The sequence below is a fragment of the Flavobacterium keumense genome, from assembly GCF_029866485.1.
Taxonomy (GTDB): Bacteria; Bacteroidota; Bacteroidia; order Flavobacteriales; family Flavobacteriaceae; genus Flavobacterium; species Flavobacterium keumense.
This window is the reverse complement of the sequence record NZ_CP092332.1, coordinates 1,774,032-1,797,900: the sequence shown is the minus strand read 5'-3', so window position 1 is coordinate 1,797,900 and position 23,869 is coordinate 1,774,032. Positions and strand designations below refer to the sequence as shown.

Sequence of the window (23,869 nt, the reverse complement as noted above, 5' to 3'; positions counted from 1 at the left end):
ATTTTTAATGTATTGGTTTTAATTATTCGTCTGAATCATCCTCGTCAGTGTCATCAACATCCTCTTCGTCTTCGATTTCCTCTTCTTCCTCATCGTCTTCGTCAGCAGCTCCATCATCTTCTAGAACTTCTAGAACTGGTTTAACTCTTTCGATAGCTTCCGATTCAATTGGATTTCCATCTTCGTCTAATTCCACTTCAGCGGGGTCATCTTTCATTACTTTGGTAACTGCAGCAATAGAATCGTTTCCTTTGATGTTGATTAATTTAACTCCTTGAGTAGCACGTCCCATTACACGAAGATCCTCAACCGCCATTCTGATAGTCAATCCTGATTTGTTGATAATCATCAAATCGTCATTGTCAGTCACTGCATTAATGGAAATCAACTGACCTGTTTTTTCGGTAATATTCAATGTTTTTACTCCTTTTCCTCCTCTATTGGTAATTCTATAATCATCAAGGCTTGAACGCTTACCGTAACCATTTTCTGCAACAACTAGAATTTCACTGTTCATATCGTTAACCGTTACCATTCCGATTACCTCGTCTGTATCATCTTTTAAAGTAATACCACGAACTCCTGAAGCAGTTCTTCCCATTGGTCGCGTTTTGGTTTCCTCAAAGCGAACTAATTTACCTGATTTAACAGCTATAATTATTTGGCTTTGTCCGTCAGTTAATTGCGCTGCAAGTAATTCGTCTCCTTCTTTAATAGTGATAGCTGCTACTCCATTTACACGAGGTTTAGAATACTTCTCTAAAGAAGTTTTCTTGACCTGTCCTTGCTTAGTTACCATCACCAAATTATGCGTACTTACATAGTCTTTATCTCTTAGGTCTTGTGTACAGATAAATGCTTTCACCTTATCATCAGACTCTATATTAATTAAGTTTTGTAGCGCTCTTCCTTTTGCAGTTTTACTTCCTTCTGGAATTTCGTACACACGCATCCAAAAACATTTTCCTTTTTGAGTAAAGAACATCATATATTGGTGATTTGTAGCAACAAACATATGTTCTAAGAAATCCTGATCACGAGTTCCTGCGCTTTTCTGTCCTACTCCGCCTCTATTTTGAGTTTTGTACTCCGACAAATTCGTGCGTTTGATATATCCTGCATGTGAAATCGTAATCACTACTTTTTCATCAGCAATCAAATCTTCAATACTCACATCTCCTCCTGAATATTCAATTTGAGAACGACGTTCATCGCCATACTTGTCTCTGATTTCAATTAACTCTTCTTTAATTAATGCAATTCTCAAATTCACATCGGCTAATAAAGCTCTTAAATGCTCAATTAACTTCATGATTTCTTCGTATTCAGCACGCAATTTATCTTGCTCTAATCCTGTTAATTGGCGTAAACGCATTTCAACAATAGCACGAGCCTGAATATCTGATAGTTTGAATCTTTCTATTAATTTTTCTTTAGCTTCATCCGTATTTTTAGAAGCTTTGATCAAAGCAATTACTTCGTCAATATTATCAGAAGCAATAATTAATCCTTCTAAAATATGTGCTCTTTCCTCGGCTTTTCGTAATTCGAATTGAGTTCTTCTAATTACCACATCATGACGGTGCTCAACAAAATGATGAATCATATCTTTTAGATTCAATGTTTCTGGACGACCATTTACTAATGCAATATTATTGACACTGAATGATGACTGCAGTTGGGTGAATTTGTACAAGGTATTCAACACTACATTTGGAGTAGCATCACGTTTTAAGATATAAACGATTCGCATACCATTTCTATCCGACTCATCACGAATATTAGCAATACCGTCTATTTTCTTTTCGTTAACCAAATCAGCCGTGCGTTTAATCATATCCGCTTTATTGACTTGGTAAGGAATTTCAGTTACCACAATAGATTCTCTACCGTCTACTTCTTCAAAATTGACTTTAGCACGAATTACAATTCTACCACGACCTGTTTTAAAAGCTTCGCGTACTCCCTCATATCCATAAATAATACCTCCTGTTGGGAAATCAGGTGCCTTAATATGCGACATCAACTCATCTACTTCAATAGCATTATTATCGATGTAAGCTACTGTCCCATTAATAACTTCTGTTAAATTATGTGGAGGCATATTAGTAGCCATCCCTACTGCAATTCCCGTAGCTCCGTTGATCAATAAAGTAGGAACGCGTGTTGGCATTACTTTAGGTTCTTGTAAGGTATCGTCAAAATTCAGTTGAAAGTCAACTGTTTCTTTTTCGATATCTGCCATTATTTCTTCAGAAATCTTACGCATTCTAGCCTCGGTATAACGCATTGCTGCAGGACTATCTCCATCGACAGATCCAAAGTTACCTTGCCCATCTACTAACAAATAACGCATACTCCATTCTTGAGCCATACGAACCATAGCATCATACACTGAAGTATCACCGTGTGGATGGTACTTACCTAAAACTTCCCCTACAATTCTAGCGGATTTCTTGTGGGCTTTATTTGAAAAAACTCCTAAATCATACATTCCGTAAAGTACTCTTCGATGTACCGGTTTTAAACCGTCTCTAACATCTGGAAGCGCTCTTGATACAATTACTGACATCGAATAATCGATGTAAGCTGATTTCATTTCATCTTCTATGTTAATAGGAATTAACTTTTCTCCTTCAGACATAAGTTATTATATTAAAAAATTATATTAGTTTCAAAACGTGCCAATATACGGATATTTGAAATTTTAAAAGCCTTTTTAAACTACTTATTTCAATGATTTATTAACAACTTTTTAAGGGCTTTTAGTTAATAAAATCCTATCTGTTTATGGTTTATTTTACTATTTTTTTTGTCAATTAGCTGACAACACTAGTTACGGGTATGGTATTTGTTTTTCAAAGCTCAATTAACTAAATTTACACTATCAAAAATAAATATATGGATGATAATTTTTCACCAAGAGTAAAAGATGTTATTACGTATAGCAAAGAAGAAGCTTTGCGATTAGGTCATGACTTCATTGGTACAGAACACTTAATGCTAGGCATTCTTAGGGATGGCAATGGCAAAGCTATTCAGATTTTAAACAATTTATCTGTAGATTTAGATCACCTACGAAGAAAGGTAGAAATTTTGAGTCCTGCCAATCCAAGTATTGATGTGAGTGTAGAAAAGAAAAATTTACATCTTACACGACAAGCAGAAAGAGCTTTAAAGACTACTTTTCTAGAAGCAAAAGTATTCCAGAGCCCTTCCATTAGCACCGCACATTTGCTTTTATGCATCTTGCGAAACGAAAATGATCCAACAACCAAACTACTCAATAAGATGAAAATCGATTATGATATAGTAAAAGAACAATATGTAAATATGACTCCAACAGAAGATGATTTCTTAGAAAACTTACCAAAAAACGAGTCGTATAGTGACGATTCAGGACAAGATGACAGTACTAGAGACACAGGATTCAACAATCCAACCAATAAGTCCAACAAAAAATCTAAAACTCCTGTTCTAGATAATTTCGGAAGAGATTTAACCGAGATGGCAGAAGAAGGAAGGCTCGATCCTGTAGTTGGACGTGAAAAAGAAATTGAGCGTGTTTCTCAAATTTTGAGCCGTAGAAAAAAGAATAATCCGTTATTAATTGGTGAACCCGGCGTAGGTAAATCGGCCATTGCTGAAGGTTTAGCTTTGCGAATTATTCAGAAAAAAGTATCTCGTATTCTGTTCAACAAACGAGTAGTAACCCTAGATTTAGCTAGTTTAGTAGCTGGAACTAAATACCGTGGACAGTTTGAAGAACGTATGAAAGCGGTAATGAATGAGTTAGAGAAAAATGACGACATCATTCTTTTTATTGACGAAATCCACACCATTGTAGGTGCTGGAGGAGCAACAGGTTCTTTAGACGCTTCTAATATGTTTAAGCCTGCTTTGGCGCGTGGCGAAATCCAATGTATCGGAGCTACAACCCTTGACGAATACCGCCAATACATTGAAAAAGACGGAGCACTTGAAAGACGTTTTCAAAAAATAATTGTAGAACCTACTTCGGTTCCCGAAACGATTACCATTTTAAACAACATTAAGAATAAATACGAAGACCATCATAACGTAACTTATACCCCTGAAGCAATCGAAGCTTGTGTGAAATTGACCGACCGCTATATGTCGGAACGCTTTTTACCAGACAAAGCAATTGATGCTTTGGACGAAGCTGGTTCGAGAGTTCATATTACTAATATTGAAGTTCCAAAACAGATTTTAGATTTAGAACGTCAATTAGAAGATGTTCGAGTTTTGAAAAATGAAGTTGTTAAGAAACAAAAATACGAAGAGGCAGCTAAACTTCGAGACGACGAAAAACGCATCGAAAAAGATTTGGCTATAGCCCAAGAACAATGGGAAGAAGAGGCGAAGAACAATCGTATTCAGGTTACCGAAGATAATGTGGCTGATGTGGTTTCTATGATGACAGGAATTCCTGTTAATCGAATTGCGCAAACTGAAAGTAATAAATTAGCTAAACTACCTGAACTTATTGAAGGAAAGGTTATTGGACAAAAAGAAGCTGTTACTAAAATTGCGCGTTCAATTCAAAGAAATCGTGCCGGATTAAAAGATCCTAATCGACCTATTGGTTCTTTTATTTTCTTAGGACAAACAGGTGTAGGTAAAACCCAATTAGCCAAAGTAATTGCAAAAGAATTGTTCGACTCAGAAGACGCTTTAGTTCGTATTGACATGAGCGAATACATGGAGAAATTTGCCATTTCAAGATTAGTTGGGGCGCCTCCAGGATATGTTGGTTATGAAGAAGGCGGACAATTAACCGAAAAAGTACGTAGAAAACCATACTGTGTGGTATTGCTTGACGAAATCGAAAAAGCACATCCAGATGTTTTCAACATGCTTCTTCAAGTGTTAGATGACGGATTTTTAACAGATAGTTTAGGACGTAAAATCGATTTCAAAAATACAATTATCATTATGACGTCAAATGTTGGAGCTAGACAATTGAAAGATTTTGGTCAAGGTGTTGGTTTTGGTACAGCAGCAAGAACAGCACAAGTAGATGATAATTCAAAAAGCATTATTGAGAACGCGTTGAAAAAAACATTTGCACCTGAATTTTTAAATAGAATCGATGATGTAATTGTTTTCAATGCTTTAGAGAAACACGACATTGATTTGATTATCGAAATCGAATTGAAAAAATTATACGCTCGTATCGCTGACCTTGGCTACAAATTAAGTCTGTCTGATAACGCAAAAGCTTTCATAGCTGAAAAAGGATTTGACAAACAATTTGGCGCAAGACCTTTAAAAAGAGCCATTCAAAAATATGTCGAAGATTCATTGGCAGAAGAAATTATCACTGCAAAAATTGGATCGGGAGACGAAATTTTCATGGACATTGAAGAAGGAGCTCAAGAATTGACTGTACAGGTTCACAAAGCCGAAGAGCCTACAAATCTATAAATCAATTGTTTTATATTAAATTAACTAACCCGTTATGTATTTTACTTAACGGGTTTATTGTTTACATTTGACAACAATTCAGTTTTCATTTTTAAATTAATTTAGCATGAATCCCTATTTAGATATAGTACTACGAAGTATTTCTGTTTATTTTTTCATGATTATTGCTTTGCGAATTTTTGGCAAAAAAGAATTATCCCAGTTAAATACCGCTGATATTATTTTAATCTTATTGATTAGTAATTCCGTTCAAAACGCAATGGTAGGAAATGACACTAGCTTATGGGGTGGTCTAACTGCTGCAGCAGTACTTTTTGCTTTCAATTTTATTTTAAAAAAACTAATCTACACCTATAAGCCGTTTAGCGATTTTTTACTTGAAAAACCAGAAATTCTAATTCACGACGGGAATTTAGATTTCAAAAAATTAGGTCAATTAAACATCACCTCTGAAGAACTTAAAGAAGCAATGAGAGAACATGGAGTAGAATATTTCAAAGACGTACGATTAGCCATGCTTGAAATAGACGGAAACATAAGTATCGTCTCTGGGAAAGGATATCTTCGCCAGACTCACCACAAAAGAATGAAGAAAACAAAGAAGACCATTAGATAAAAAAAATGCTGACTAAATAGTCAGCATTTTTTTTATCTATATATTGTTACAAAAATAAATTTAAAACATAATATGTTATTCCTGCAAGCAATGCCGAAACTGGAATAGTTAAGACCCAAGCCCATAACAAATTCACCGTTACACCCCATCTTACAGCAGAAACTCTTTTGGTTACTCCTACTCCAATGATTGAACCTGTAATAGTATGTGTAGTTGATACTGGTATTTTAAAATGTTCTGTTAAAAACAAAGTCAACGCACCAGCTGATTCTGCCACAACCCCCTCAAAAGCATTTACTTTAGTAATTTTAGACCCCATTGTTTTCACAATCTTCCATCCACCACTTAATGTCCCTAAAGCAATAACAGTGTAACACGTCAACGGAATCCAACCCGGCATACGAGAGGCAATTCCTTTTTCTTCATCTGGTAAAACTACATTCAAGTCCAACCATCCTACAGATAAATCAGCATGTGGATTCATTCTAACATACACAGCTACAGCTGCTGCAATTATACCCATCACTTTTTGTGAATCGTTACCACCATGACCTAAACTAAACGCAGCAGAAGATAACAATTGCATTTTCTTCAATACCGCTTCAGACTTAGCTGTTGAAAAAGAGCTAAAGAACAAATTGAAAATAGCCAAGCTAAAAAAGATAAAACCTACTAAAAACCACTTAATGTTATGAGGTTCTGTAATGACACTCCAAAATGGGCTATCAAATCGAGGTTTTTCAATTTTATTGTATGGAATCAATACGGATGACAAAAACCAAACAACTAAAGCCATTAATACTAATGTCAATAATTTTGGAAAAATATTTTTCTTAGAAGAATACATCAACCATAGAGAAATAAAATAGGAAATAATCATCCCTAATAAAGGCGCAAAAACAATGAACATAATCACAATCAAAACTCCTGAAGGCAATAATTCCCCTTCTTTAGCCGCTTTGAACCAACTTACAATTTTTAAACCGTAATGTTCAGGATCAGTAACTCCTCTAAAACCATGCGCGATTGCTGCTCCTGCAAATCCTCCAATTAAGGTATGTGATGATGAAGACGGAATTCCTTTCCACCAAGTAAAAAGATTCCAAACAATAGCCGCTATAACTCCAGCTAAAATTACTGAAAGATCAATATAATCTGAATTAGCAGTCTTGGCTACAGTATTAGCAACTCCAAAACCAAAAACCCAATAGGCAAGAAAGTTAAAAAAGGCAGCCCAAAGTACTGCCTGAAAAGGAGTCAAAACCTTAGTAGCAACGATAGTAGCAATTGAGTTTGCCGCATCGTGAAAACCATTGATGTAATCAAAAGCTAATGAAAGAATAATAATAAGAATCAATAATACAAAATCCATATAGATTACATTAAGAATGTTTTACTGCTATCGCTTCTAACACACTGGCTACATTTTTACACTTATCAGTAGCAGACTCCAGAACTGACAATACTTCTTTGTATTTGATAACATTAATTGCGTCTGTTTCGTTTTCGAAAATTTCGAAAACAGCTTTATTGTACACACTATCCGATTTGTTCTCTAATTTGTTAATCTTAGAACAAGCCTCAGTTATATTTTTTACCTTTTTTATATCCTTTAACTCTTTAACCGCAAATTCAATATTCTGACATGCATCTAGATTAATTTCAGTCAATTTTCTAATCGATTTTGTAATTTTATCCACATGATACAAACGCATTCTGCTTGCTGCACCTTGAAGATTCCCAGCTACATTATCAATAGAAGTAATTAATGAATGAATATCTTCTCTATCAAATGGAGTAATAAAATTTCTACTCAATTCTAAATTAGTTTGACGAGCTATATCTTCTCCCTTTTGTTCTAATTCATCTATTTTTTGAAAAAGAACTTCTCTTTCTTTTAAGGGTAAGTTAACCGCTTCATGCAAATGAGACGCTAATTGAACTAAATTTGACGAAGCTTCCTCAAAAAGTGGAAAAAACTTTTTGTCCTTTGGCACTAGAAATTGAAAAATAGTATTTAATGACATCTTATTATATTTTTTTAGGTTACAAAATTAAATGATTATTTCACGATAATGTTAAGCTATTGTTAACAATTGCATATTAACTAAAATAACACATTAGAATAAATTTAGATAAAGTTAAATTAATTTTATCTTTATTAAAGGCTTTAGTTAAAATTAGATATGCCTGCCTAAAAACTATTTGATTAAAACAACTAAAATTCTACAAATTAAGATGTAACAAAATTGTTTTTAGAACAAAATCTACTGTTTATTAAACAAAAATTAAAGAGTAAAGTATGTGGTTTGCACCAAAAATTAAGCTCAAAATACAAAACCACGCAATAAAAGCAGTCTATATTTTACAAAATAAGGAATATCAATAAAATTAACAGTCCATTTTTAAAATATTCGTAAAAAGTATTTTTCAGGTTTTCTTTTTTATAAAAAGATGTACTTTTGGGAAATCAAATGAAAAATAACAGAAATACATATTTGTCATTATTTACAGCTTCAACCGAAGCTGAATTTCCTGTTACATTTACTACTACAACAACTACTACCCCTTAGGGGTATACACTTTTACATATAATCCTACTATATACTTTTCCTAAAAAGGGGAACATCCTTGGATGTATAGAAAACAGTTGCATTTTTAAATAAAACACACACAATGAAAATATTAAAATTTGGCGGAACTTCAGTAGCCAATGCAGACAATATAAAACGCGTTCTTACAATAATTGCTGAAAAAGCAAAAAACGAAAAATTAGTTGTAGTAGTTTCTGCTTTAAGCAAAGTTACCGACTTATTACAATTAGCCTCTCAAAAAGCAGCATCAAATGATGAAAGCTTTAAAGAAATCGTTGCCGAAATTGAAAAAAAACATTTAGATACCTTAAAAGAATTAATTCCTGTTAGTGAACAAAGCAGTTTACTAAGTCACTTAAAACGAATCATAAATCATCTTGAAACTTTACTAGACGGCTGTTTCTTATTAGGCGAACTATCACCAAGAACAGCAGATACTATTCTAGGTTTTGGCGAACTACTGTCTTCTTACATTATAGCCGAAGCACTAAAACAAAACCTAAAAAATAGCGGTTATGCGGATAGCCGTGAATTAATTAAAACCAATGCTAATTTTGGTAAAGCTGTAGTCAATTTTGAGATTTCAAACCAACTTATTGCTGATTACTTTGCTTCTAATGAAAGTCAAGTAGTGGTTCTTCCTGGATTTATTGCTTCAACTACCGATGGAATTCATACCACTTTAGGACGTGGAGGTTCTGATTACACAGCTGCCATCGTAGCAGCTGCCTTGAATGCAAAAGAATTAGAAATTTGGACTGACGTCAACGGCATGTTTACAGCCAATCCAAAAATTGTGAAACAAGCCCAACCTATTGCAACCATTTCGTACCAAGAGGCAATGGAATTGTCACATTTTGGTGCCAAAGTATTGTACCCACCAACTATCCAACCAGTATTAAGAAAGAATATTCCAATTCTAATCAAAAATACGTTTGAACCAGAAGCGGTTGGAACCTATATTTCAAATGATGTGGTTTCGCAAACCAATCCTGCAAAAGGAATTAGTCATATAGACAACATTGCGCTATTGACATTAGAAGGTCCAGGAATGGTGGGAGTTTCAGGTTCATCAAAACGACTATTTGAAGTTTTATCGCAAGAAAACATCAATGTAATTTTTATTACTCAAGCCTCTTCTGAACATTCTATTTGTATCGGAATTTTAAATTCAGATGCTGAAATAGCCGAAATAGCGATCAATAAAGCATTCGAAATTGAAATCGCTCAAAATAAAATCGAACCTTGTATTGTAGAGAACAACTTATGCATCATTGCATTGGTAGGCGAAAACATGAAAAACCACCAAGGGTTGAGCGGAAGAATGTTCAGTACTTTAGGAAAAAACAACGTGAATATTCGCGCTATTGCACAAGGCGCTTCTGAAAGAAATATTTCGGCAGTAATCAATGAGCGTGATGTCAAAAAAGCATTGAATACCTTACACGAAAATTTCTTTGAAGAAAACACCAAACAATTGAACCTATTTGTAATGGGAGTTGGAAATGTAGGAAAAAAATTCATCGAGCAAATTCACCAACAGAAAAAATTTTTAAAAGAAAACCTAAAGATCAACTTACGCGTAATTGCCTTATCTAATTCGCGTAAAATGCATTTTGATGAAGATGGAATTTCTTTGAAAGATTGGCAAACTGTTTTAAACAATGGAGAAACGGCTAACCAAGAACTATTCATTGCTAAAGTAAAAGAATTGAATCTAAGAAATAGCATCTTTGTTGATATTACAGCTAATGAAAGTGTTTCCAAAACCTATGAGCACTACTTAAAACAAAGTGTTGGTGTCGTAACTTGTAACAAAATTGCGTGTTCATCAGCTTATGATAATTACAAACATTTAAAAAATCTATCACGCCAATACAACGCCCCTTTCTTATTTGAAACGAATGTTGGAGCGGGTTTACCTATTATTGACACCGTAAAGAACTTAATTGCTTCAGGTGATAAAGTGAACAAAATTCAAGCCGTATTATCTGGAAGTTTGAATTTTATCTTCAATAACTTTGACGAAAACCATTCGTTTCAAGATGTAGTAAAAGAAGCTGGAGTTCAAGGATTCACTGAACCAGACCCTAAAATCGATTTAAGCGGAATTGACGTAGCTAGAAAAATCCTAATCTTAATTCGCGAAAGCGGCTACCAAATGGATATTGAAGCGATTGCAAACGAATCGTTTATGCCTGCTGAATGTTTAGCAACTACATCAAATGAAGCCTTTTTCGCTTCATTGCAAAAACACGCTGCTCACTTTGACGCATTGTACAATGAAGCTAAAAACAAGGAGTCGCGTTTGAAATATGTTGCTCAATTTGAAAATGGTAAAGCAAGTGTTGGTTTACAATTCATTCCGAAAGACCATCCTTTTTATAATTTAGAAGGAAAAGACAATATCGTATTGTTCTACACTGATTGTTATGTGGATCAGCCTTTATTAATCAAAGGTGCGGGTGCAGGTGCTGCGGTAACGGCTTCAGGGATATTTGCTGATGTAATCCGAATTGGAAACGTATAAATTAGTTGATAGTTATTAGTTGATGGTTGATAGATAAAAACAACCAACAACCAACAACCAACAACCAACAACCAAAATTATGAATGAAATAAAACTATTTTGCCCAGCAACTATTGCCAACCTTTCTTGTGGATTCGATGTTTTAGGACTTTGTCTTGACAATGTAGGTGACGAAATGGTGATTCGGAAATCAACTCAAAAAGGAATTCGGATTACCAAAATTGTTGGAGCTGATTTGCCTTTGGAAACAGAAAACAATGTATCTGGAGTAGCGGGATTGGCATTATTAGAAACCGTAAACGCTGATTTTGGGTTTGAGATTGAAATCTACAAAAAAATCAAAGCGGGAAGCGGAATTGGAAGTAGTGCTGCTAGTTCGGCGGGAGCTGTTTTTGGCATCAATGCCTTATTAGGATATCCGTACCAAACCAAAGATTTAGTACAGTTTGCCATGCAAGGCGAAAAATTAGCTTGTGGGAATGCGCATGCAGATAACGTTGCTCCTGCCCTTTTAGGTGGATTTACCTTGGTAAGAAGTTACAATCCTTTGGATATTATCAAAATAGAAAGCCCTTCTGAATTGTTTGCAACTGTGGTACATCCGCAAATCGAATTAAAGACTTCAGATGCCCGTTCGGTATTGAAACAAACCGTTTCTTTAAAAAGTGCCATCATGCAATGGGGAAATGTAGGCGGATTAATTGCGGGATTATACACCCAAGATTACAATTTAATTGGACGTTCGTTACACGATGAAATTGTAGAACCTTTACGAAGTGTTTTAATTCCAGGGTTTGATTTAATCAAACAAGCGGCTTTAGAAAATGGGGCTTTAGGTTCTGGAATATCAGGTTCAGGTCCTTCCATTTTTGCATTATGCAAAGGAAAGGAAACAGCAGACAAAATTGCCAAAGCCATGAGTGCAGTCTACGAAGCGATTAATTTACCTTATGAAATTCACGTTTCAAAAGTGAATTCTGAAGGAGTTAAAATACTATAAAAATTATTTAAGATTGCAGGTTAACGATTTTTGATTGCAGATGTAATCCAAGTTGCTAAAAAATCAAGAATCGTTAATCCTCAATCTTCAATCTAAAATCAAATGAAATATTACAGTTTAAACCATAACACGCCTAAAGTTTCTTTTGAAGAAGCAGTTATACAAGGATTAGCAACCGATAGAGGATTGTATTTTCCAGAAAGTATTACCCCTTTATCAGCAGTTTTTTTTGATACTATCGAAAACTTAAGTAATGAAGAAATTGCTTTTCAAGCTATCCAACAATTTGTGGGAGATGAAATCCCTGAAACCGAACTTCGAGCTATTATTAAAGAAACTTTGTGTTTTGACTTTCCGGTGGTCGAAGTAGAAAAAGGGATTTATTCCTTAGAATTATTTCACGGCCCAACTATGGCATTCAAGGATGTAGGTGCGCGTTTCATGTCGCGTTGTTTAGGGTATTTCAATCGAAATGACAAAACATCAAAAAATACTGTTTTGGTAGCTACTTCGGGAGATACTGGAGGAGCCGTGGCTAGTGGTTTTCTTGGAGTAGAGGGTGTGGATGTCGTTATCTTGTATCCTTCTGGAAAGGTAAGTGACATTCAAGAAAAACAACTAACTACACTAGGTCAAAATATCAAAGCCTTAGAAGTAGATGGTGTTTTTGACGATTGTCAAGACATGGTGAAAAAAGCCTTTTTGGACGAAAGTCTGAAACATAAAAATTTAACTTCGGCCAATTCAATCAATATTGCCCGTTGGTTACCACAAATGTTTTATTTCTTCTTTGCCTACAAAGCGTTGAAAAGCCAAAACAAACCCTTAGTATTTTCTTGCCCAAGCGGTAATTTTGGAAATATTTGTGCGGGTATCATTGCAAAAAAAATGGGATTGCCAGTACAACATTTTGTAGCTGCTACGAATGTAAACGATACTGTTCCTCGATTTTTAGCAAATGGAATTTACGATCCAAAACCATCTATTGCTACTATTTCTAACGCTATGGATGTGGGTAATCCAAGTAATTTCATCCGAATCCAAGAAATGTATCAAAACGATTTGGAGCAATTTAAAAAAGACTTCTCTTCCTATACTTTTTCAGACGAAGCCACTTTGGAAGCGATGAAAACCATTTACACTACCGATGGGTATATTGCCGAACCGCATGGGGCTGTAGGCTACTTAGGATTGAAAAAAGAATTAGAAAACCATTCGGATGCGATTGGAATATTCTTAGAAACAGCGCATCCTATCAAATTTTTAGATGTAGTAGAACCTGTGCTGAATGTAAAGTTGCCTATTCCAACACAAATAGAAAGTGTATTGGGAAAAGAAAAAGTTAGCACAAAAATCAAAACTTACGAAGAGTTGAAAGCCTTTTTAGGATAACTTATTCTAAAGTCAAAAAAGCTTTTCCTAAATACGAAATAATATCCGAAGCGATAAACGATTGATAGCCTGTTTCAGGCAATGCAATATCGGCCGTCAATCCATGAAGATATACCCCTAAAAGTGCCGCGTTTATTGGTTCATACGACTGAGCCAATAAACTGGTAATCATTCCTGTCAACACATCGCCACTACCCGCCGTGGACAAAGCAGCATTTCCCGTCGTGTTTTTATAAACCAAATCGCCATCTATACAATGCGTTGGCGCCCCTTTCATAACAACAATTAATTGGTGCTTTTTAGAAAAGATAATTGTTTTTTCAAATAGTTCGGCTTCCGAATTCCATTTGCCAATCAAACGTTCCAATTCTTTTACATGCGGAGTTATAATCGTTTTAGGAGGAAGTAAAGCCAACCAATCCGGATGCAGTGCCAAAATATTCAACGCATCCGCATCAAGAACCAGAGGAAAATGGTTTGTTTTTAAAAATTCATACAATCCCTGTTGCGTAGCGGTATCTTGACCCAAACCCGGGCCAATACCGATAGCTTTAGGTATAATATCAAAATAAATTGCCGAAATACAATGGTCTTGAACATCCGTCAACACCATGACTTCAGGTGCCGCAATTTGTACTATATCATAACCACATTTGGGAATAAAAGCAGTGACCAACCCACAGCCCGACTTCAACGCCGCTTTAGCCGACAAACTAACCGAACCCATCTTACCATAACTCCCTCCTATTAACAAAGCATGTCCTTGCAAACCCTTATGCGTAGTCGAAACCATCGGCTGGTAGTGTTTTTGAATTTCTTTTTGATCAACAATAGTGATAGGAATCATAGCATAAATTTAAAACTAAAGTTACAAAACATTCCCCACTCTACGTATAGTATTCAATTGCTTTTTAGGAGCAGAAATTATACTGCTTGAATGCGAGTTGTCCCGCTATCCGCGCTACAAGGTAGCTTGCTACTATCGGGGCTAGAAAAGGCGTTTAGTAGTTCAAAACATTTACCAAATAACACTCCTAACGGAGCTAATAGTCTTATAAATGTCTATTTTACTTTGATTAGTTTACAATAGATAAATCCCTTAGAAATGGCATATTGGTAACAAAAATCTTTTAATGTTGAACTCTTAAATCCCATAGATTTGAGATTAAGAGGAGGAAGCCCAGTGGGCTTCAGGTATAAACAAAAAAACTCTAACTTTTACAAGTTGGAGTTTAAAAAGAAACCTGTCTGCCGACAGGCAGAGGCGACGAACCGAGCCCGAAGGGCGAACACGTCGATCCAATATAAAAAAAGAGCCTTGTCTTTTCAGACAAGGCTCACTAAAGAAAGGCGACGACATACTCTCCCACATAACTGCAGTACCATCTGCGCAGGCGGGCTTAACTTCTCTGTTCGGGATGGGAAGAGGTGAGCCCCGCCGCAATAACCACCTTAAGGTTTTTGTTGGCGGTTGTTGGTTTTTGGTTGTTGGTGTTGCCATCAACTACCAACCATCAACTATCAACTGCAGCTTCGCTGCAAATATCTTAACATACTGAGATAAAGAAAAAAATTAAGAAAGTTTCTCTCTGCCCCTTGCGGGGCAGGAAAAGCGTACATAAGCTTACGGGTTATTAGTACTACTCGACTATGACATTACTGCCTTTACATCTATAGCCTATCAACGTGGTCATCTTCCACGACCCTTAAAAGAAATCTCATCTTGTGGTGGGTTTCGCGCTTATATGCTTTCAGCGCTTATCCCTTCCAAACGTAGCTACTCTGCAGTGCCCCTGGCGGGACAACAGATACACTAGAGGTTTGTCCAATTCGGTCCTCTCGTACTAGAATCAGATCCACTCAAATTTCTAACGCCCACAGTAGATAGAGACCGAACTGTCTCACGACGTTCTGAACCCAGCTCGCGTGCCACTTTAATGGGCGAACAGCCCAACCCTTGGGACCTTCTCCAGCCCCAGGATGTGACGAGCCGACATCGAGGTGCCAAACCCCCCCGTCGATATGAGCTCTTGGGGGAGATCAGCCTGTTATCCCCGGCGTACCTTTTATCCTTTGAGCGATGGCCCTTCCATGCGGAACCACCGGATCACTATGCTCTACTTTCGTACCTGATCGACCTGTATGTCTCTCAGTCAAGCTCCCTTATGCCATTGCACTCTACGCACGGTTACCAAGCGTACTGAGGGAACCTTTAGAAGCCTCCGTTACTCTTTTGGAGGCGACCACCCCAGTCAAACTACCCACCAAGCAATGTCCCCCGCTTAAGCGGGGTTAGGCCTCAGATAAACAAAGGGTTGTATTTCAACAATGACTCCACAACGCCTGGCGACGCCACTTCACAGTCTCCAACCTATCCTACACATCATTTATCCAAGGTCAATACTAAGCTATAGTAAAGGTGCACAGGGTCTTTTCGTCCCACTGCGGGTAAACGGCATCTTCACCGTTACTACAATTTCACCGAGCTCATGGCTGAGACAGTGTCCAGATCGTTACACCATTCGTGCAGGTCGGAACTTACCCGACAAGGAATTTCGCTACCTTAGGACCGTTATAGTTACGGCCGCCGTTTACTGGGGCTTCAATTCAATGCTTCTCGCAAGGATAACATCTCCTCTTAACCTTCCAGCACCGGGCAGGTGTCAGGCCCTATACTTCATCTTACGATTTTGCAGAGCCCTGTGTTTTTGATAAACAGTCGCCTGGACCTCTTCACTGCGGCCAGCTTGCGCTGGCGACCTTTCTCCCGAAGTTACAGGTCTATTTTGCCTAATTCCTTAGCCATGAATCTCTCGAGCACCTTAGGATTCTCTCCTCGACTACCTGTGTCGGTTTACGGTACGGGTACTTATTACCTGAAGTTTAGAGGTTTTTCTTGGAAGCCCTTAGGCGTACTATCTCTTTGACCGAAGTCTCCGAGTACTATCGTATTTCCCCAAAAAGCGTGGATTTGCCTGCGCTTCTTATAGGTAGGTACTTCAACGAACTATTCCGTCAGTTCGCGACGCTTTCATCACTCCGTCACCCCATCACAGTAATAAGTAGTACGGGAATATTAACCCGTTGGCCATCGACTGTCCCTTTCGGGTTCGCCTTAGGTCCCGACTAACCCACAGCTGATTAGCATAGCTGTGGAAACCTTAGTCTTTCGGTGGCGGTGTTTCTCGCACCGCTTATCGTTACTTATGCCTACATTTTCTTTTCCAGCCAGTCCAGCATACCTTACGATACACCTTCAACCCTGCTGGAATGCTCCCCTACCACTTGTATATAATACAAATCCATAGCTTCGGTAGTATGCTTATGCCCGATTATTATCCATGCTCGTCCGCTCGACTAGTGAGCTGTTACGCACTCTTTAAATGAATGGCTGCTTCCAAGCCAACATCCTAGCTGTCTGGGCAGACAAACCTCGTTCTTTCAACTTAGCATACATTTGGGGACCTTAGCTGATGGTCTGGGTTCTTTCCCTCTCGGACTTGGACCTTAGCACCCAAGCCCTCACTGCTGGTAAACATTATATAGCATTCGGAGTTTGTCAGGAATTGGTAGGCGGTGAAGCCCCCGCATCCAATCAGTAGCTCTACCTCTATATAACTTAAATCCAGCGCTGCACCTAAATGCATTTCGGGGAGTACGAGCTATTTCCGAGTTTGATTGGCCTTTCACCCCTACCCACAGGTCATCCGAAGACTTTTCAACGTCAACCGGTTCGGTCCTCCACTGTGTGTTACCACAGCTTCAACCTGCCCATGGGTAGATCACACGGTTTCGCGTCTAACACTACTGACTAAAGCGCCCTATTCAGACTCGCTTTCGCTACGGATCCATGGCTTAACCACTTATCCTTGCCAGCAACGTTAACTCGTAGGCTCATTATGCAAAAGGCACGCCGTCACCCCACGAAAGGGCTCCGACCGCTTGTAAGCGTATGGTTTCAGGATCTATTTCACTCCGTTATTCACGGTTCTTTTCACCTTTCCCTCACGGTACTGGTTCACTATCGGTCTCTCAGGAGTATTTAGCCTTAGCGGATGGTCCCGCCAAATTCAGACAGGGTTTCACGTGCCCCGCCCTACTCAGGATACCACTATCCTTTACACTTGTTACCTATACGAGACTATCACTCTCTAGGGTCCTACTTTCCAGTAGATTCTAGTTCCTTGTGCAAGAAATGTCGTGGTCCTACAACCCCAAAATTGCCGTAACAACTCTGGTTTGGGCTAATCCGCGTTCGCTCGCCACTACTTACGGAATCACTTTTGTTTTCTTCTCCTCCGCCTACTTAGATGTTTCAGTTCAGCGGGTTTGCCCACCTATCGGTGTACTATGTCTTCAACATAGTGGGTTGCCCCATTCAGGTATTTACGGATCAATTCGTGTGTGCCAATCCCCGTAACTTTTCGCAGCTTATCACGCCTTTCTTCGCCTCTGAGAGCCTAGGCATCCCCCATACGCCCTTATTTTGCTTATTGTACCAACCTATTAATTAAAATAGGCCGTTTCTTTTACTTGCCTAATGATAAACAAGTAAAAATGTTTTCTACTTTATTATTTTCTTATCTCAATATGTCAATGAACTTTTTTCTTAGTAATTAGTTACTAGTAATTAGTGATTAGCACAAGGCTAATTACTATTTACTCTTTACTATTCACCAGAATAGTGGAGAATATCGGAGTCGAACCGATGACCTCCTGCGTGCAAGGCAGGCGCTCTAGCCAGCTGAGCTAATCCCCCGTCTTTTAGTTGGCAGTTAACAGTTATCAGTTAACAGTACTTCAAACGGTTACTCAACCTCTAAAATTTCCTTAAGTCTAAAAAAGTAGTCCCGGGCAGACTCGAACTGCCGACCCCTACATTATCAGTGTAGTACTCTAACCAGCTGAGCTACGAGACTCTGTTTTGTTCTTAATTGTATTATTTGAACCAACAGCAAGAGTAATATTATCAAACTATTCTTAACTCTAAATAGTACGTTTTTTTCTTAATCGTGTTGCCTAAGCAACTAACAATTAAGCTCTAGAAAGGAGGTGTTCCAGCCGCACCTTCCGGTACGGCTACCTTGTTACGACTTAGCCCTAGTTACTAGTTTTACCCTAGGCAGCTCCTTGCGGTCACCGACTTCAGGCACCCCCAGCTTCCATGGCTTGACGGGCGGTGTGTACAAGGCCCGGGAACGTATTCACCGGATCATGGCTGATATCCGATTACTAGCGATTCCAGCTTCACGGAGTCGAGTTGCAGACTCCGATCCGAACTGTGACCGGCTTTATAGATTCGCTCCTACTCGCGTAGTGGCTGCTCTCTGTACCGGCCATTGTAGCACGTGTGTAGCCCAAGGCGTAAGGGCCGTGATGATTTGACGTCATCCCCACCTTCCTCACAGTTTACACTGGCAGTCTTGTTAGAGTTCCCGACATCACTCGCTGGCAACTAACAACAGGGGTTGCGCTCGTTATAGGACTTAACCTGACACCTCACGGCACGAGCTGACGACAACCATGCAGCACCTTGTAAATTGTCCGAAGAAAAATCTGTTTCCAAATCTGTCAATCTACATTTAAGCCTTGGTAAGGTTCCTCGCGTATCATCGAATTAAACCACATGCTCCACCGCTTGTGCGGGCCCCCGTCAATTCCTTTGAGTTTCATTCTTGCGAACGTACTCCCCAGGTGGGATACTTATCACTTTCGCTTAGCCACTGAAGTTGCCCCCAACAGCTAGTATCCATCGTTTACGGCGTGGACTACCAGGGTATCTAATCCTGTTCGCTCCCCACGCTTTCGTCCATCAGCGTCAATCCATTAGTAGTAACCTGCCTTCGCAATTGGTATTCCATGTAATCTCTAAGCATTTCACCGCTACACTACATATTCTAGTTACTTCCTAATAATTCAAGCTCTACAGTATCAATGGCCGTTCCATCGTTGAGCGATGGGCTTTCACCACTGACTTATAAAGCCGCCTACGGACCCTTTAAACCCAATGATTCCGGATAACGCTTGGATCCTCCGTATTACCGCGGCTGCTGGCACGGAGTTAGCCGATCCTTATTCTTACAGTACCGTCAAGCTCCCTCACGAGGGAGTGTTTCTTCCTGTACAAAAGCAGTTTACAATCCATAGGACCGTCTTCCTGCACGCGGCATGGCTGGATCAGGCTTGCGCCCATTGTCCAATATTCCTCACTGCTGCCTCCCGTAGGAGTCTGGTCCGTGTCTCAGTACCAGTGTGGGGGATCTCCCTCTCAGGACCCCTACCCATCGTCGCCATGGTAAGCCGTTACCTTACCATCTAGCTAATGGGACGCATGCTCATCTTTTACCGTTGGAACTTTAATGTTAAAATGATGCCACTTTAACATACTATGGGGTATTAATCCAAATTTCTCTGGGCTATCCCCCTGTAAAAGGTAGATTGCATACGCGTTACGCACCCGTGCGCCGGTCTCTAGTTCCGAAGAACTATACCCCTCGACTTGCATGTGTTAAGCCTGCCGCTAGCGTTCATCCTGAGCCAGGATCAAACTCTTCATCGTATATTATTTATATTATAATTAACGACTATCTAGCATTTTTTAGAATCTCTCGAATCTATTACTCTTTATTGTGTTTTGAAATTAATCTCAAAACGGCTGTCAATTCAATATGTCTAGGAACGTATCTTCTTTTTTATTCGCTTATCTCTCAAAGCGGGTGCAAAAGTACAACTTCTTTTTTATCTCACAAGTATATTCAAAAGTTTTTTTAAAGAAAATTTACTTTCGTTTTACTTACTCAATACATTCAAGAACTTGTCCCCTTTTCGGGAGGGCAAAGATAATTACTTTTTTATCTCTAGCAAATTTTTTAAAGTAAAATTTCTTTTATCTTCATTGCCTTGCCTTTCAATAATTAATTAAGAACCTCGCCGTTATTGCGGGTGCAAAAGTACAACCTAATTCCGCTTTTCCAAGATTTTTTTAACCTTATTTTTTTTCTTTTTCTTAACTCGCTGATTACCCGTTTTGTAAATCATAAAGTTTTTTTAGTACAAGGATAGCTGAAAAGGCTTTTTGTTAAAATTTACCGCAGATTCGCAGATTTTTTAAATAGGGTAGATACTAAATAGGATTAGTTTTTTTTAACCATATAAGGAATATAAGAAAAATAAGATTTTGTGAATTTTTAAATTGTTATTGTTCTTGAAGTTCAACCCGCGTTAGGGATAGTAGCGGCATCCTTTTTAAAAGGAGGCTGAGGAACTCAAAGTCCACTTTTAAAAAGATACAGCGGATAGCCCGACCTGTATGGCAAGGCCCAAATTCGATAAAATCAGTGTGAAAACTATTTATTCGCGGCGTTTACTTTGACTTGCCAAGCAGTGCTTAGATCATTAAAATCTACTTTAACGGCTGGAGGTTGATTGGATAAACGGCCCGTTTCAAAAGCATATACTAAAATAGATTCTATAAGGTAATCTTCATTATTTTCGTAAGGGTCGTATTTTGTCTTTAAATTAATATCAAACATTCTAGCAGTTACATTAGACCAAAAGGCTTTCCATCCACTTTTAAGATTGGTTATCAAATCATATGTTGTAGTACCTGTTTGACGATGGATTAATTTGACTAAAATTTGTCCTTGTTTACGGGATAGTTTTTTGAGTTTTGCCTCAAACTCATTCGTTAAATAGTTCTCTACAATTTTAAAATATTTCTTTTTCTCTTTTTCAGATTTAAGATTCTCCATCCCTTTATTTAATGCCGTTAATCTTTCGGAGGTGATTTTAGCATATGGATAGGCTTTATAAACCCGATTTTGGAGCAATAAAAATTGTTTTCTAGCTTCAATATCAAGTTTCTCTTTCCTGATAATTATTTCAGGAAGCTCAATCGTATCATTCAAAATGGTATCGTTTTCTGTTAAAACATATCCCATTTGTTCAGTATCTTTCTTTACAACTTGAGCTTTAACAGCAGTTGATATAAGCAATAAGCAGATGAAAATTTGAATTCTCTTCATAGGTTGAAAAATTTAAACGCAAAATTAGACATTCTACAAACAACTGTAATGCCAAATTTATAATTTAGCAAAAAAATATTTTATGAGTACAAAATCAATATTAAACAACAAGTCAATTACTTTTTTAGAAAGCTACCTTAATAATGCATCTCCAACAGGTTTTGAAGCTGAAGGACAAAAAATCTGGATGGATTATGTGAAACCTTATGTAGACGCCTTTATTACAGATACTTACGGAACTGCCGTAGGAATCATCAATCCAGATGCTCCTTATAAAGTAGTGATTGAAGGTCACGCTGATGAAATTGCTTGGTATGTCAACTATATTACTGATGATGGATTGATTTATGTTATTCGAAATGGTGGTTCCGATCACCAAATTGCACCTTCTAAACGAGTTAATATTCATACCAAAAATGGAATTGTAAAAGGTGTTTTTGGTTGGCCTGCTATTCATACTAGAATGCGTGGAAAAGAAGAAGTAGCAAAAACTGATAATATCTTTATTGACTGTGGCTGTGAAAACAAAGAACAGGTAGAAAAATTAGGTATACACGTAGGTTGTGTAATTACCTATCCTGATGAGTTTATGGTGTTGAACGAAAATAAATTTGTTTGCCGAGCAATAGACAACCGCATGGGCGGATTTATGATTGCCGAAGTAGCTCGATTATTACACGAAAACGGCAAAAAATTACCTTTTGGATTGTACATTACTAACTCTGTTCAGGAAGAAGTAGGATTGCGTGGAGCCGAGATGATTACTCAAACCATCAAACCTAATGTAGCCATTGTAACCGATGTTTGCCACGATTCTACTACTCCAATGATTGACAAAAAAATTGAAGGAGAAACAAAAATCGGTAAAGGTCCAGTTATTACTTACGCTCCTGCAGTACAAAATAATTTAAGAGAATTGATTGTGAATACCGCTACTGAAAAAAATATTCCTTTTCAGCGCCTCGCTTCCTCTCGCGTAACAGGAACTGATACCGATGCATTTGCTTACAGCAATGGCGGCGTGGCTTCAGCTCTGATCTCGCTTCCGTTGCGATACATGCACACGACCGTTGAAATGGTACACCGCGAAGATGTAGAAAATGTAATTCAATTAATTTATGAAACCTTATTAAAAATACAAAACGAGGAAACCTTTTCTTATTTTAAATAATTTAGGAGCTCATCCCGCTATCCGCTTCAATCTTTTCCTTTTTAAAGAAAAAAGAAAAAGGATTTTCTCTACTATCGGGGCTAAAAAAAACGCAATTCTTACGAATTGCGTTTTTTTTGATATCGAATCAGATACTTATCTATTTTTCCAAGAACGCTAAAACGTTCTTTTCGATTCGTTCATTAATATTGGTAATGTCAGCTTTTACAAATTTCTCACCCAAGATATTTTCATATAACTCAATGTATCTTTCTGAAACAGATTCAATATACGTATCAGTCATATCCGGAATTTGCTGGCCTTCTTGTCCTTGAAAACCATTCTCAATTAACCAACGACGTACAAATTCTTTAGACAATTGTTTTTGTTCCTCTCCTCTATCTTGTCTTTCCTGATAACCTTCGGCATAAAAATAACGGGATGAATCAGGAGTGTGAATTTCATCAATTAATACAATTTGACCGTCTTTGGTTTTACCAAACTCATATTTGGTATCTACTAAAATCAATCCGCGACTCGCTGCAATTTCAGTTCCTCTTTGAAACAACTCACGTGTATAGTTTTCTAAAACCAAATAATCTTCTTCAGACACAATTCCCTTTGACAAGATGTCTTCTCTTGAAATATCTTCGTCATGCGAACCGTTATCAGCTTTGGTTGTTGGCGTAATTATCGGCACAGGAAATTTGTCGTTTTCTTTCAATCCTTCGGGCATTGTTACTCCACAAAGCATTCTTTTTCCTGCGGCATATTCTCTAGCTGCATGTCCTGAAACATATCCACGAATTACCATTTCTACTTTGAAAGGTTCACATAAATGACCTACAGCCACATTCGGGTCGGGTGTTGCGATTAACCAATTTGGAACGATGTCTTGCGTCATCTTCATGAATTGCGTGGCTATTTGATTTAAGATTTGTCCTTTGTACGGAATTCCCTTTGGCAAAACCACATCAAAAGCAGACAATCTATCAGTAGCAATCATGACCAATAAATCATCATTTATATTGTACACCTCACGAACTTTTCCGCGATACACTGATTTTTGACCTGGAAAATTAAAGTGTGTAGTTGTTATTGTAGTACTCATTATA

Annotated in this window: 12 protein-coding genes, 2 tRNA genes and 3 rRNA genes; 6 read left to right on the top strand and 11 right to left on the bottom strand. The window is 37.8% G+C overall.

Features of this window, described 5'->3' with window-relative positions; genetic code table 11:
* Positions 1-22: 22 nt before the first annotated feature.
* Positions 23-2,644, bottom strand: a complete 2,622-nt coding sequence (gene gyrA / locus MG292_RS08095) for a DNA gyrase subunit A (protein ID WP_264533233.1) — start codon at positions 2,642-2,644, stop codon at positions 23-25.
* A gap of 257 nt (positions 2,645-2,901) precedes the next feature.
* Between gyrA and MG292_RS08090 the strand changes: the two genes are divergently transcribed.
* Together MG292_RS08090 and MG292_RS08085 are read left to right on the top strand one after the other, a co-directional pair.
* A complete protein-coding gene (locus MG292_RS08090; protein WP_264533234.1) occupies positions 2,902-5,448 on the top strand; it encodes an ATP-dependent Clp protease ATP-binding subunit in 2,547 nt (848 codons plus the stop codon).
* 106 nt (positions 5,449-5,554) lie between these two features.
* Entirely contained in the window at positions 5,555-6,064 is a 510-nt protein-coding gene (locus MG292_RS08085) for a DUF421 domain-containing protein (RefSeq protein WP_264533235.1), read from the top strand.
* A gap of 46 nt (positions 6,065-6,110) precedes the next feature.
* Here MG292_RS08085 and MG292_RS08080 read toward each other — a convergent pair whose 3' ends face one another.
* Positions 6,111-7,436 (bottom strand): inorganic phosphate transporter, encoded by a 1,326-nt coding sequence (locus MG292_RS08080; protein WP_264533236.1) that lies wholly within the window; start codon positions 7,434-7,436, stop codon positions 6,111-6,113.
* 10 nt (positions 7,437-7,446) lie between these two features.
* Positions 7,447-8,091 carry a DUF47 domain-containing protein gene (locus MG292_RS08075; RefSeq protein WP_264533237.1) on the bottom strand — a complete coding sequence of 215 codons (645 nt, stop codon included), beginning with the start codon at positions 8,089-8,091 and terminating at the stop codon, positions 7,447-7,449.
* 649 nt (positions 8,092-8,740) lie between these two features.
* Between MG292_RS08075 and thrA the strand changes: the two genes are divergently transcribed.
* The 3 genes from thrA (at position 8,741) to thrC (ending at position 13,580) form a co-directional block, all read left to right on the top strand.
* Complete coding sequence (gene thrA / locus MG292_RS08070; RefSeq protein WP_264533238.1) at positions 8,741-11,188, top strand: bifunctional aspartate kinase/homoserine dehydrogenase I; 2,448 nt, start codon at positions 8,741-8,743, stop codon at positions 11,186-11,188.
* Positions 11,189-11,267: 79 nt separating this feature from the next.
* Complete coding sequence (locus MG292_RS08065; RefSeq protein WP_264533239.1) at positions 11,268-12,188, top strand: homoserine kinase; 921 nt, start codon at positions 11,268-11,270, stop codon at positions 12,186-12,188.
* 102 nt (positions 12,189-12,290) lie between these two features.
* Positions 12,291-13,580: a threonine synthase gene (thrC, locus tag MG292_RS08060; protein WP_264533240.1), complete on the top strand. Its 1,290-nt coding sequence runs from the start codon at positions 12,291-12,293 to the stop codon at positions 13,578-13,580.
* A gap of 1 nt (position 13,581) precedes the next feature.
* Here thrC and MG292_RS08055 read toward each other — a convergent pair whose 3' ends face one another.
* The 7 genes from MG292_RS08055 to MG292_RS08025 form a co-directional block, all read right to left on the bottom strand.
* A complete protein-coding gene (locus tag MG292_RS08055; protein WP_264533241.1) occupies positions 13,582-14,427 on the bottom strand; it encodes an NAD(P)H-hydrate dehydratase in 846 nt (281 codons plus the stop codon).
* Positions 14,428-14,925: 498 nt separating this feature from the next.
* Positions 14,926-15,035, bottom strand: a 5S ribosomal RNA gene (gene rrf, locus MG292_RS08050).
* A 159-nt stretch (positions 15,036-15,194) separates the two neighbouring features.
* A 23S ribosomal RNA gene (locus MG292_RS08045) occupies positions 15,195-18,076 on the bottom strand.
* A 189-nt stretch (positions 18,077-18,265) separates the two neighbouring features.
* Positions 18,266-18,339 (bottom strand) — tRNA-Ala (locus MG292_RS08040).
* Between the two features lie 86 nt (positions 18,340-18,425).
* Positions 18,426-18,499 (bottom strand) — tRNA-Ile (locus MG292_RS08035).
* 126 nt (positions 18,500-18,625) lie between these two features.
* Positions 18,626-20,139, bottom strand: a 16S ribosomal RNA gene (locus MG292_RS08030).
* Together the 16S, 23S and 5S rRNA genes with 2 tRNA genes alongside form the textbook arrangement of a ribosomal RNA operon.
* A gap of 787 nt (positions 20,140-20,926) precedes the next feature.
* Positions 20,927-21,604 (bottom strand): DUF4294 domain-containing protein, encoded by a 678-nt coding sequence (locus MG292_RS08025; RefSeq protein WP_264533242.1) that lies wholly within the window; start codon positions 21,602-21,604, stop codon positions 20,927-20,929.
* Between the two features lie 82 nt (positions 21,605-21,686).
* Between MG292_RS08025 and MG292_RS08020 the strand changes: the two genes are divergently transcribed.
* Positions 21,687-22,775, top strand: a complete 1,089-nt coding sequence (locus tag MG292_RS08020; protein WP_264533243.1) for a M42 family metallopeptidase — start codon at positions 21,687-21,689, stop codon at positions 22,773-22,775.
* 139 nt (positions 22,776-22,914) lie between these two features.
* Here MG292_RS08020 and MG292_RS08015 read toward each other — a convergent pair whose 3' ends face one another.
* Positions 22,915-23,865 (bottom strand): phosphoribosylaminoimidazolesuccinocarboxamide synthase, encoded by a 951-nt coding sequence (locus MG292_RS08015; RefSeq protein ID WP_264533244.1) that lies wholly within the window; start codon positions 23,863-23,865, stop codon positions 22,915-22,917.
* Between the last annotated feature and the right edge of the window lie 4 nt (positions 23,866-23,869).

Bases quoted from the DNA above. Each gene is read 5' to 3' on its own strand.
- thrA (WP_264533238.1), top strand. From the start codon at position 8,741: ATGAAAATATTAAAATTTGGCGGAACTTCAGTAGCCAATGCAGACAAT.
- MG292_RS08025 (WP_264533242.1), bottom strand. From the start codon at position 21,604: ATGAAGAGAATTCAAATTTTCATCTGCTTATTGCTTATATCAACTGCT.
- MG292_RS08090 (WP_264533234.1), top strand. From the start codon at position 2,902: ATGGATGATAATTTTTCACCAAGAGTAAAAGATGTTATTACGTATAGC.
- MG292_RS08080 (WP_264533236.1), bottom strand. From the start codon at position 7,436: ATGGATTTTGTATTATTGATTCTTATTATTATTCTTTCATTAGCTTTT.
- thrC (WP_264533240.1), top strand. From the start codon at position 12,291: ATGAAATATTACAGTTTAAACCATAACACGCCTAAAGTTTCTTTTGAA.
- MG292_RS08020 (WP_264533243.1), top strand. From the start codon at position 21,687: ATGAGTACAAAATCAATATTAAACAACAAGTCAATTACTTTTTTAGAA.
- gyrA (WP_264533233.1), bottom strand. From the start codon at position 2,644: ATGTCTGAAGGAGAAAAGTTAATTCCTATTAACATAGAAGATGAAATG.
- MG292_RS08055 (WP_264533241.1), bottom strand. From the start codon at position 14,427: ATGATTCCTATCACTATTGTTGATCAAAAAGAAATTCAAAAACACTAC.
- MG292_RS08075 (WP_264533237.1), bottom strand. From the start codon at position 8,091: ATGTCATTAAATACTATTTTTCAATTTCTAGTGCCAAAGGACAAAAAG.
- MG292_RS08015 (WP_264533244.1), bottom strand. From the start codon at position 23,865: ATGAGTACTACAATAACAACTACACACTTTAATTTTCCAGGTCAAAAA.
- MG292_RS08085 (WP_264533235.1), top strand. From the start codon at position 5,555: ATGAATCCCTATTTAGATATAGTACTACGAAGTATTTCTGTTTATTTT.
- MG292_RS08065 (WP_264533239.1), top strand. From the start codon at position 11,268: ATGAATGAAATAAAACTATTTTGCCCAGCAACTATTGCCAACCTTTCT.